General features: G+C 43.4%; 10 protein-coding genes and 1 tRNA gene. 10 read left to right on the top strand and 1 reads right to left on the bottom strand.

The genetic code is table 11. From position 1 onward, the window contains the following. The first annotated feature begins 1,929 nt into the window (after positions 1-1,929). From WFH04_RS17425 to WFH04_RS17400, 6 genes are all read left to right on the top strand, one after another. Positions 1,930-2,406 (top strand): NUDIX hydrolase, encoded by a 477-nt coding sequence (locus WFH04_RS17425; RefSeq protein WP_336825480.1) that lies wholly within the window; start codon positions 1,930-1,932, stop codon positions 2,404-2,406. A 5-nt stretch (positions 2,407-2,411) separates the two neighbouring features. Then, complete coding sequence (gene rapZ, locus WFH04_RS17420) at positions 2,412-3,299, top strand: RNase adapter RapZ (protein WP_336825478.1); 888 nt, start codon at positions 2,412-2,414, stop codon at positions 3,297-3,299. 4 nt (positions 3,300-3,303) lie between these two features. Beyond that, complete coding sequence (locus WFH04_RS17415) at positions 3,304-4,278, top strand: gluconeogenesis factor YvcK family protein (RefSeq protein ID WP_336825476.1); 975 nt, start codon at positions 3,304-3,306, stop codon at positions 4,276-4,278. Between the two features lie 31 nt (positions 4,279-4,309). Beyond that, the gene (gene whiA, locus WFH04_RS17410; RefSeq protein WP_336825474.1) at positions 4,310-5,251 is read left to right on the top strand and encodes a DNA-binding protein WhiA; all 942 of its coding nucleotides are present in this window, start codon (positions 4,310-4,312) and stop codon (positions 5,249-5,251) included. 41 nt (positions 5,252-5,292) lie between these two features. Further along, positions 5,293-5,550, top strand: a complete 258-nt coding sequence (locus WFH04_RS17405) for an HPr family phosphocarrier protein (RefSeq protein WP_336825472.1) — start codon at positions 5,293-5,295, stop codon at positions 5,548-5,550. A gap of 208 nt (positions 5,551-5,758) precedes the next feature. Further along, positions 5,759-6,697 (top strand): ring-cleaving dioxygenase, encoded by a 939-nt coding sequence (locus tag WFH04_RS17400; protein ID WP_336825470.1) that lies wholly within the window; start codon positions 5,759-5,761, stop codon positions 6,695-6,697. Positions 6,698-6,781: 84 nt separating this feature from the next. On the opposite strand, the gene WFH04_RS17395 is transcribed toward WFH04_RS17400, so the two are convergent. After that, positions 6,782-6,853, bottom strand: a tRNA-Arg gene (locus WFH04_RS17395). Between the two features lie 146 nt (positions 6,854-6,999). Between WFH04_RS17395 and clpP the strand changes: the two genes are divergently transcribed. The 4 genes from clpP to WFH04_RS17375 all read left to right on the top strand — a co-directional run bounded on the left by clpP (position 7,000) and on the right by WFH04_RS17375 (position 10,336). Further along, positions 7,000-7,632, top strand: coding sequence for an ATP-dependent Clp endopeptidase proteolytic subunit ClpP (gene clpP, locus WFH04_RS17390; protein WP_336825468.1), 633 nt, complete (start codon positions 7,000-7,002; stop codon positions 7,630-7,632). 164 nt (positions 7,633-7,796) lie between these two features. After that, positions 7,797-8,375: a LemA family protein gene (locus tag WFH04_RS17385; protein WP_336825466.1), complete on the top strand. Its 579-nt coding sequence runs from the start codon at positions 7,797-7,799 to the stop codon at positions 8,373-8,375. Then, entirely contained in the window at positions 8,372-9,184 is an 813-nt protein-coding gene (locus tag WFH04_RS17380; protein WP_336825464.1) for a TPM domain-containing protein, read from the top strand. Before WFH04_RS17385 ends, WFH04_RS17380 begins: the two co-directional genes overlap by 4 nt. 909 nt (positions 9,185-10,093) lie before the next feature. Then, positions 10,094-10,336, top strand: a complete 243-nt coding sequence (locus tag WFH04_RS17375) for a hypothetical protein (protein ID WP_336825462.1) — start codon at positions 10,094-10,096, stop codon at positions 10,334-10,336. Positions 10,337-10,451: the final 115 nt, after the last annotated feature.

Here is a 10,451-nt window from a genome sequence, read left to right as displayed (position 1 = left end):
AGCGTGCGCCTGGAACGGAAAGCGACGGTTGTCAGGGGTTCCCCATTTATTCTCCAACCAGAAAGGGACTATCACAGAAAATCAGTTTACACTGACTTTCTGGACAGCCCCGTTTTTTCGTACTTGAAGCATCTATGGAGAATTAAAAGTTGGTAGAAATTCGAGAAACCAAGCATATTTACTTTTTCCCCCGCATGAAGCATTTATCCGCGAAAAAAAGGAGCGCGGCTGCGCATAAATAGATTTCTCCGTGCATAAGAGCTCGTGGCTGCGCAGTCCGCGCATAAAGGAGTTCGGCTGCGCATAAATGATTTTGTCTGCGCATAAAGGAGTTCGGCTGCGCATAAATGATTTTGTCTGCGCATAAAGGAGTTCGGCTGCGCATAAATGGATTTTTCCGCGCATAAAAGATCGTGGCTGCGCATAAATGATTTTGCCTGCGCAAAAAGAAGTTCGTCCCCGCATAAATGATTATACCTGCGCATAAAAGATTGTGGCTGCGCATAAATGATTTTGCATACGCAAAAAGAAGTTCGTCCCCGCATAATGATTATACCTGCGCATAAAGGATCGTTGTTGCGCATAAATGATTTTGCGTACGCATAAAGCAGATCGTCCCCGCATAAATGATTATACCAACGCATAAGAGATCGTGGCTGCGCATAAATGATTTTGCATGTGCAAAAAGCAGATCGTCCCCGCATAAATGATTATACCTGCGCATAAAGGATCGTTGTTGCGCATAAATGATTTTGCGTACGCATAAAGGAGTTCGGCTGCGCATAAATGGATTTTTCCGCGCATAAAAGATTGTGGTTGCGCATAAATGATATTGCATACGCAAAAAGCAGATCGTCCCCCGCATAAATGATTATACCTGCGCATAAAGGATCGTTGTTGCGCATAAATGATTTTGCGTACGCATAAAGGAGTTCGGCTGCGCATAAATGATATTGCATACGCAAAAAGCAGATCGTCCCCGCATAAATGGATTTTTCCGCGCATAAAAGATCGTGGTTGCGCATAAATGATTTTGCATACGCAAAAAGAAGTTCGTCCCCGCATAAATGATTATATCTACGCATAAAAGATCGTTGTTGCGCATAAATGGAATTTGCCTGCGCATAAAAGCATTTGCATACTCATAAACTGTGCACCTTCGCATAAATGTCTCTAACTTCATATGAAGTAAGCGGAACACAAATGCCTAGTGAATTTTGTCTTTTGTAAGATAAAACCATTTTGAGATTTATGCGCGCTGCTTGGCGGTTTATGAGTGAATAAAACGTTTTATGCGCTTGCATAGGCATTTATGAGCTTACCGAAGCAATTATGAGTTGTTGATTGACATTATGCGTTTTTATTGGAGTTTATGCGTGTAGTGAGGGTAGTTATGCGTTTTCTATAGCGTTTTTGGGTAGGCAAACATTTTGGAGTGTTTCTGCATCGGGATAGATTGGTGATTTGTATGATGGGGGGAGTTGTTGGATTCATTTATGCGTGTGAATGGGGTGGCAATGCGCATTGCTTGGCGGTCTATGAGTGAATAAGACGTTTTATGCGCTTGTATAGGCATTTATGCGCTTGCAGGGGAGTATATGCGCTTACAGAAGTAATTATGAGTTGTTGATTGGCATTATGCGTTTGTATTGGAGTTTATGCGTGTAGTGGTGGTAGTTATGCGTATTTGATGAGAGGTTGGATAAAAATAAGGTTCATGAAATAATTAATCAAACGTTAATGTTCCTGTAATGGAAATGCAATAGAAAAAGGATATGATAAGACTATCAATAGACCCCCCTTTTTATTATATGTTTTACTTAAAGACGATCTGCCGAAGTTTTTTGGCGGATGGTCTTCTTTTTTTGTCGTTTATGTGCTAAACATTGTATAATGACAGTATGCGTCTATAAAAGTGAGGAAATTTCAATGCAAAGAATTGCTAATTTGCTTGTCGTAAAAGAAAATAAAGTGCTTTTATTGAAGAAACCGAAGAGAGGCTGGTATGTCGCTCCAGGCGGCAAAATGGATTTAGGCGAATCCATTTATGATGCAGCTATTCGTGAATTTACGGAGGAGACCGGCGCTTTGCCGATTGATCCGTTTGTAAAAGGTATATATACAATGGTTATCCATGATTCTGAAACGAATGAAGTTGTTAATGAATGGATGCTATTTACATTTATAGCAAAAGATTTGGAAGGCGTGCCTTATGAGGAAAATCGGGAAGGAATATTGGAATGGCATCCGGTCGAAAGTCTTGAGATATTGCCGATGGCTGAAGGGGATCGGACGAATTTGTTGTTTGCGGTTTCAGAACCGGGTGTTCAGTACGGAACCTTCCATTACACCGAGGATTTTGAACTGTTAAAAGAGCAAATACAAAAATCGATAGAAGGTGATTAAACATAATGGAAAATGAGCTGCCGAACAGTGATGTGGAATTAGTCATTATTACAGGAATGTCGGGTGCGGGGAAAACGGTCGCTATGCGAAGCTTTGAAGACTTAGGATTTTATTGCATCGATAATTTGCCTCCGGAACTGTTAGTGACTTTTTTGGATCTTATGATGAAATCTGAAAATAAAATGCGTCGCATCGCTGCAGTTATGGATACGAGGGGCGGCGACTTGTTTGATTCCCTTGTTGGAGCATTGGATAATTTGCTTCAAATGGAAGGTGTGTCGACGAAGCTGCTTTTTTTAGATGCTGATGATGAGACGCTCGTCCGCCGTTACAAGGAAACGAGACGTTCGCATCCATTGGCAGAAGGTGGCTTGCCGTTGACGGGTATTAAGAAAGAACGTAATCTTTTAAGTGAATTGAAAGGTCGTGCCCGTTACATTTTCAACACCTCTCAATTAAAACCGAGAGAGCTTCGGGAAAAAATCATTTCTACCTTTTCGGCTAAAGGGGATATGCCCTTTACACTGAATTTTATTTCATTCGGTTTTAAGCATGGAATGCCGATTGATGCAGATGTTGTATTTGATGTCCGCTTTTTGCCAAATCCTTATTACGTTAAAGAATTGAAACCGAAAACAGGTTTGGAGAAAGACGTGTCCGAATATGTGTTAAAATGGAATGATACACAAGTGCTTATCGAAAAATTGACCGATCTTTATAAGTTTATTATTCCTCAATATAAAAACGAAGGTAAATCCCAAGTGGTAATCGCATTTGGCTGCACAGGCGGCCAGCACCGTTCGGTTACGTTAGCTGAGTATTTCGGCAATCGCTTCAAAGATGAATACCGGACATTCATTACGCATCGGGATATCGAAAAAAGAAAGGGTTGACACGATGTTGCAATCCGGGAATATGAAGAGAATCGTTGTGTTTGGAGGCGGCACCGGATTGTCTACATTGCTGCGAGGTTTGAAAAAGCATCGTGTCGATTTGACGGCTATCGTGACTGTCGCCGATGATGGCGGCAGTTCCGGAAGGCTGTTGGATGCTTATGATATTCCACCTCCTGGCGATATACGACAAGTGATGGCAGCGCTTTCAGATGTAGAGCCGTTAATTGAGAAGATGTTCCAATATCGCTTTGCTACAGAGGATGATCTGAAAGGGCATTCTTTAGGCAATTTGATGTTAGCGGCATTGACAGATATTACAGGTGATTTTGCGCGTGCCGTTGAAAAGATGGGGCGTGTTTTGAATATTAAGGGCAAGGTTTATCCGGCAGCAAATCAGCGGATCACCTTGCATGCTGAGTTGGATGATGGCACAATTGTAACCGGCGAATCTAAAATTCCGGTCTATGGAAGCAAAATTAGAAAAGTATATCTTTCACCACAAGAAGTGCAACCATTGCCGGAAACCGTAGAAACGATCAACAAGGCAGATCTAATCATATTCGGTCCGGGCAGCCTCTATACAAGCATATTGCCGACGATACTTGTACGTGATATTCGGGATGCTGTCGTCAATTGCAAGGCAAAGAAATTGTTCATTAACAATTTGACGACACAAGAAGGAGAAACTTACCAATATACGGCGTCCGAGCATGTGCAGGCCTTATATGAGCACGCAAATGAACGTTTCATAGATACAGTATTACTGAATGGCACCGATTTGAATGGCTTGTTCGCAGGGCAAGATCATATGGAAAGGCCATGGCCTGTTGAAAATGATATTGCCGCTTTGGAGCAACTTGTGCCGCATATCGTTGTGGAAGACATTTCGACAGTTTCAGATGGCAGGGTCATTCATGATGCCGATAAAGTGGCATCATGGATTATGTCCTATATGGATCATGCGGAAATAGAATAGACTTGATCGTCGCCGCGAGAGGGGGAAAATCATGTCTTTTGCATCAGAAGTGAAAAAAGAGCTCACACAGATCGAAGCTGACGAATGTTGTATAAAAGCGGAAATCGCAGCGTTTATTCGAATGAATGGGGCGCTCTCTTTTTCAAATAAACAGTTGAGCCTCGATGTTCAAACAGAAAATGCAGCAATCGCAAGAAGGCTATATTCAAATATTAAGCGACTGTATCCAATTAAAGTGGAATTATTAGTCCGAAAAAAAATGCGACTGAAAAAGAACAATGTTTATATTTGCCGGATTCGGGAAGGCGCCAAGCAACTGTTAGAGGATTTATATATTCTAACGGGCACATTCCAGTTTAAAAATGAAATTGCCGGACAGTTAATTAAGAAAAAATGTTGTCAGCGATCCTATTTGCGTGGAGCATTTTTGGCGGGAGGCTCGGTCAACAATCCGGAAACGTCCTCCTATCATTTGGAAATCTTCTCATTTTATAAGGAGCATAGTGAAGCTCTTGTCGAGTTGATGAATAAATTTCATTTGAACGCGAAATCGATTGAACGGAAAAAAGGCTATATCGCTTATTTGAAAGAGGCCGAAAAGATTTCGGATTTCATCGGTTTGATTGGTGCGCATGTTTCGTTAATGAAATTCGAGGATGTGCGCATTTTGCGTGATATGCGCAACAGTGTCAATCGGCTCGTTAATTGCGAGACTGCCAATTTGAATAAAACGATCGGTGCTGCACAGCGGCAAGTGGAAAATATTAAGTTCATTCAAAATACGATTGGTCTTGATCAGTTGCCGGAACGGCTGCAGGAGATTGCCCATTTACGAATCGAATACCAAGATGTTACTCTTAAGGAATTAGGTGAAATGGTATCCGGCGGGACTGTCAGCAAATCAGGGGTCAATCATCGATTGAGAAAAATCGAGGAAATTGCCGAAAACTTGCGAAGTAGCGGCATCGGATAGAAAAAACTGAATAGGATTGAATAGAGAGGAGTCTATTGATTATGGCGGAAAAAACTGTAGAAGTGAATATGAAAACCGGATTGCAGGCGAGACAAGCGGCTCTTTTTGTGCAAGAGGCGAATAAGTTTACAGCAGATGTATTTTTAAAGAAAGATGAACGCCAAGTGAATGCGAAGAGCATTATGGGCGTAATGAGTTTGGCGGTAGCTCGCGGAACGACGGTTTCTTTAATCGCTGAGGGTGTAGACGAAGAGCAAGCAATTGAAAGACTAGCACAGCTTGTTGAAAATGAAAATTAATAATGAATAGATTGCCGTTTCCTTAGTAAGGAGATGGCTTTTTTCTATTTATGGGAAATTGATTGAGCGGATCGATTTCATCCTATAAGAAGAGGTAAACGCTTATGGCGGGAAAAATTATCTCGAATTCAAGACAAGTTTCTTGTTGATAGAAGTTTTGAATGATAAAGTGAAGGTAATCATGATCCTATATAGGAGGAATCGCTTTATGTATCCAATTGAAGGACATCATCATATTTCTATGTTAACGAAAGATGCTCAATACAATAACCGTTTCTATCGTACGATTTTAGGGCTACGCCGTGTGAAAGTTACCGTAAACCAAGATGATCCATCGATGTACCATTTGTTTTACGGCGATCGGACGGGAAGTCCAGGCACTGAGCTTACATTTTTTGAAATGCCTTTTGCAGGCCGTACTTATCGTGGGACAAATGCCATTACGAGAATTGGATTAGTCGTTCCCACAGAGGAGAGTTTATCGTATTGGAAATCAAGATTTGAAGAGCATAATGTAAAGCATGGTGAAGTGACAACGTATGCGAATCGCCAAGCCCTTCACTTTGAAGATGCCGAAGGATTGCGCATGGTGTTGTTAGTTTCTAAAGGTGAGAGACTGCCGCATTATGAGGTGTGGGACAAATCGGAAGTTCCGATCGAGCATCAGATTTTGGGAATGGGAGCAGTCGAAATAACCGTGCGCCGAATGAATAAAATCGCAGGAACGTTGACAAATATTTTGGGTTATACTGAAGTATCACGGACAGAAGATGAAGCGATCTTTCGTTCGGCTAAAGGCGATGTTTTTGGAGAAATCGTCGTGAAAAGTGATGATGGTCCCGCAGAAAAGCCTGGTCGAGGCAGCATTCACCATTTAGCGATTCGTGTTAAAGATGATGAGGAGCTGTCCTATTATGAAGAACAAGTGCGGTTGCACGGTTTTCATTCCTCAGGAATTGTAGATCGGTTCTATTTCAAAAGCTTGTACTTCCGGGAATCAAATGGCATTTTGTTCGAAATCGCAACGGATGGACCTGGGTTTACGATTGACGGGGATGTCGAAACGTTAGGGGAAAGATTAGATTTACCGCCGTTTTTGGAAGAACGTCGTACGGAAATCGAAGAAAATCTTGCACCGATTGAATAGTTTGTTTATCATCAAAGAAAAGAAATTTGCAAAAGAAAAGCCGAAAATGTCATGAAAGACATTTTCGGCAGTTTATTGTTTTTACGCCCTCGGCAGGAATCGAACCCACATTTTGAGAACCGGAATCTCACGTGCTATCCGTTGCACCACGAGGGCAATTTTTGTAACAGACAAGATTCATTATACAAAGAATATGGAAATTATGCAATAGCTATTTTCAATGCGTTATATTTGACCTTTATTGACCAACATCTGTATGATAGATGTACAGTTGAAATGGGTAACGTTTCAACAGAGCGATTATGATTGATTCATCCAAAAGGAGGAAAAGTCGAATGAATTTAATACCTACAGTTATTGAGCAAACAAACCGGGGTGAGCGGGCGTATGATATTTATTCCCGTCTTCTAAAAGACCGTATTATTATGTTAGGTAGCGCGATTGATGATAATGTCGCGAACTCGATCGTAGCGCAGCTTTTATTTTTGGAAGCGGAAGATCCGGATAAGGATGTTTCCATTTACATTAACAGCCCTGGCGGAAGCATTACTGCAGGGATGGCGATTTATGATACGATGCAGTTCATTAAACCTGACATTCAAACGATTTGTATTGGGATGGCCGCTTCAATGGGCTCATTCTTGTTGACAGCTGGAACGAAAGGGAAACGTTATGCGCTTCCGAACGCTGAAGTGATGATTCACCAACCACTTGGCGGTGCACAAGGGCAAGCAACAGAAATTGAGATTGCTGCAAAACGCATTCTTTTCTTACGTGAAAAGTTGAATACGATCTTGTCTGAACGTACTGGGCAACCAGTGGAAGTGATCGCGAGAGATACAGATCGCGATAATTTCATGACTGCTGAGCGTGCGAAGGAATATGGGTTGATCGACCATATTATTACGCGTAGCGATATGAAAGATTTAAAATAATGAAATTGATATGCTGGTGCCTGTTAAAGGGCACTGGCATTTTTATTTGACTTTGAAATGTTTGAAACCTTTTAGATGTTCATACGATAGAAAGGGAAAGAGGGAAGTTTGGATGGATAGACGCTACGGGTATGAAAAAGTATCGATGAGTAGGGAGTGGTAAGATGAAAAAATTATTAGGGCCGATTGCTATAATCATTGTATTATTAGCGATTGTAGCAATGTTATTGGTGCCAAGCTACAACAAATTCGTTAACTTGGAAGAGGATGTTGAGCAGTCCTATGCGCAAGTTGAAAACCAGTTGCAGCGTCGGCTTGATCTTATTCCGAATTTGGTGAACACCGTTAAAGGCTATGCAAGCCATGAAAAAGAAGTTATTGCGGAAATTTCTGACGCGCGTGCAAGATTGGCTGGCGCTTCTGGACCTGAGGAGCAAGCAGCTGCAGATACAGAGCTGTCGAATGCGTTAGGGCGTTTATTAGTAGTTGTGGAAAATTATCCAGAATTAAAAGCGAATCAAAATTTTACGCAGCTGATGGATGAGTTGGCTGGAACAGAGAACCGGATCGGTTTTGCGAGAAAAGATTATAATGATGTCGTTTCCCAATACAATCGACAAGTGAAACGGTTCCCGGGCAAATTAGTCGCTTCGATTTTCGGATTTGACGAGAAAGAGTATTTCCAGGCAGAAGAGGCTGCAAACAAAGCTCCTGAAGTCGATTTCGGAGATGACAAGGAGTGATTCGGAAATTTGTTCGATCGTTCGCGGTCGCATGTCTACTGTTCGTATACATGCCAATCGGGGTGTTGGCAGCCGAAATCCCCAATTGGAACGAATATGATTACTTCATTCAAGATCATGCACAAATTTTGTCTTATGAACAGAAAGAAGAGTTGAATCGGCTTGGTCGTAACTTGGAACAAGCAACAGGGGCTGAACTAGCTGTGTTGACGTTGCCGAGCATTGGCGATGAACCGGTTGATGTATATGCGACCGAGGCGCTAAGGGAATATAAGTTAGGGAAAGCCGGTGAAGATAACGGGGCGTTGCTAGTCGTAACAACGATTCCAAATTCATCTCAAAAACGTCATTTTGAACTTGCGGTCGGTTACGGGCTGGAAGGCGCCTTGCCGGACGGGAAAATAGGAAGGATTATGGATGAGGTTGCAGTTCCATATTTAAAAAATGAACAGCCGGATCTTGCGATTATGGAAGCTTATAAATCCTATTACAACGAAATTGCGGCTGAGTATGGATGGAATGGCGAAATGGCTACTGTCAATAAGCTTTCGAATCGAGGCGGAGGGTTAGGAATACCTGCGCCGGTCATTCTCTTCATTATTATCTATTTAATTTACCGTTTCAGTAGAGGTGGCCCTGGTGGCGGTGGCGGTTCGGGTGGCAGAAGAAGTAGCGGCCCAATCTTCTTCCCAGGCTCTTTCGGAGGAGGCGGTTTCGGCGGCGGGAGCGGCGGTGGCTTCGGTGGAGGCGGCGGCTTCAGCGGCGGAGGCGGCTCCGGAGGCGGAGGAGGAGCAGGAAGAAGCTGGTGATACCTAAAGCGTAGGGCGGCGTTCAGCCTCGACAGGCGCTGGAGAGCCTAAACATAAGGCGCTTTTTGCCTTATGCTTTAGGATCGAAGCGACCCGAGAGGCTGCCGCCCGAAGCTGGATGACCCCAAAAGCGTAGAGGGGCGTTTAGCCCTGACAGGCACTGGCCGACTAAGTTCGCCGCGTCCTGCGGCAACGTCGGCACTAATACATCCTGTTTGTCGGAAGAAAAGAGCCTAAGGCGCTTTTTCCTTAGACTCTTTTCTGAAGTGACCCGAAGGGCTGCCCCTCGTAGCTGGATGATACCAAAAGCGGAAGCGACCGTTTAGACCCGACAAGCGCTGGAGAACTTGAAACATAAGGCGCTTTTTGCCTTATGCTTCAAGATCGAAGCGACTCGAGGGTCTGGTCGCTGAAGTCTGGATGACCCCAAAAGCGGAGAACGCCGTTTAGCCTCGACAGGCGTTGGAGGGCTTGAACATAAGGCGCTTTTTATCTTATGAAAGGAAGGCAGTCTAAAATCGACGCGTCCTGCGACAACGACTGCATGACCTGCATCGTACAGGCCCAAACGACCCGAGAGGCTGGAGTTCGGAGCTGGATGACCCCAAAAGCGTAGGGCGGCGTTTAGCTCCGACAGGCGTTAGCCGACTAAGAACGCCGCGTCCTGCGGCAATGTCGGCACTAATACGTCCTGTATGTCGGAGAGCCTAAACATAAGGCGTTTTCTGCCTTATGAAAGGAAGGCAGTCTAAAATCGTCGCGTCCTGCGAGAAAGGCTTCATGATTCGCATCGTGCCGGCTTAAATGCTGCTCGGAGAATAACCGATGTCTAAAACATAGAGGTTGCCTGCAACACGAAAATTTGTTAAGCAGGCTTTCTGCCTCTTAACCAACAAGGAGTGGACAAGCTTGAAAAGATTTTTAGTATTCATAGTAGCTTTTGCTTTCTTACATACCGCAATTCAAATAGCTTCGGGGTGGGTTTTAACTGCTCTTTATACGCCGGATCTTTATAGCCTGGCGGAGGTTGTTCGCAATGAAGTTACTTTCGGGAGCGTAACGCATCTGCCGTTTATTTTTCTAATGGCGAGTGCGTCCATTGCTTATTTGATATCACAAAAGGTAGGTAGACGGACGGTTGTGAATTCATAGGGATACACGGGGCTGTCCAGAAAGTCAGTGAAAACTGATTTTCTGTGATAGTCCCTTTCTGGTTGGAGAATAAATGGGGAACCCCTGACAACCGTCGCTTTCCGTTCCAGGCGCA

This window comes from Sporosarcina sp. USHLN248 (genome assembly GCF_037144575.1).
In the GTDB taxonomy this organism is placed as follows: Bacteria; Bacillota; Bacilli; order Bacillales_A; family Planococcaceae; genus Sporosarcina; species Sporosarcina contaminans.
This window is presented reverse-complemented; position numbering and strand designations above follow the sequence as displayed.

Excerpts from the sequence above, each read along its gene's own strand:
- WFH04_RS17425 (WP_336825480.1), top strand. The coding sequence starts at position 1,930 with ATGCAAAGAATTGCTAATTTGCTTGTCGTAAAAGAAAATAAAGTGCTT.
- rapZ (WP_336825478.1), top strand. The coding sequence starts at position 2,412 with ATGGAAAATGAGCTGCCGAACAGTGATGTGGAATTAGTCATTATTACA.
- WFH04_RS17415 (WP_336825476.1), top strand. The coding sequence starts at position 3,304 with ATGTTGCAATCCGGGAATATGAAGAGAATCGTTGTGTTTGGAGGCGGC.
- whiA (WP_336825474.1), top strand. The coding sequence starts at position 4,310 with ATGTCTTTTGCATCAGAAGTGAAAAAAGAGCTCACACAGATCGAAGCT.
- WFH04_RS17405 (WP_336825472.1), top strand. The coding sequence starts at position 5,293 with ATGGCGGAAAAAACTGTAGAAGTGAATATGAAAACCGGATTGCAGGCG.
- WFH04_RS17400 (WP_336825470.1), top strand. The coding sequence starts at position 5,759 with ATGTATCCAATTGAAGGACATCATCATATTTCTATGTTAACGAAAGAT.
- clpP (WP_336825468.1), top strand. The coding sequence starts at position 7,000 with ATGATTGATTCATCCAAAAGGAGGAAAAGTCGAATGAATTTAATACCT.
- WFH04_RS17385 (WP_336825466.1), top strand. The coding sequence starts at position 7,797 with ATGAAAAAATTATTAGGGCCGATTGCTATAATCATTGTATTATTAGCG.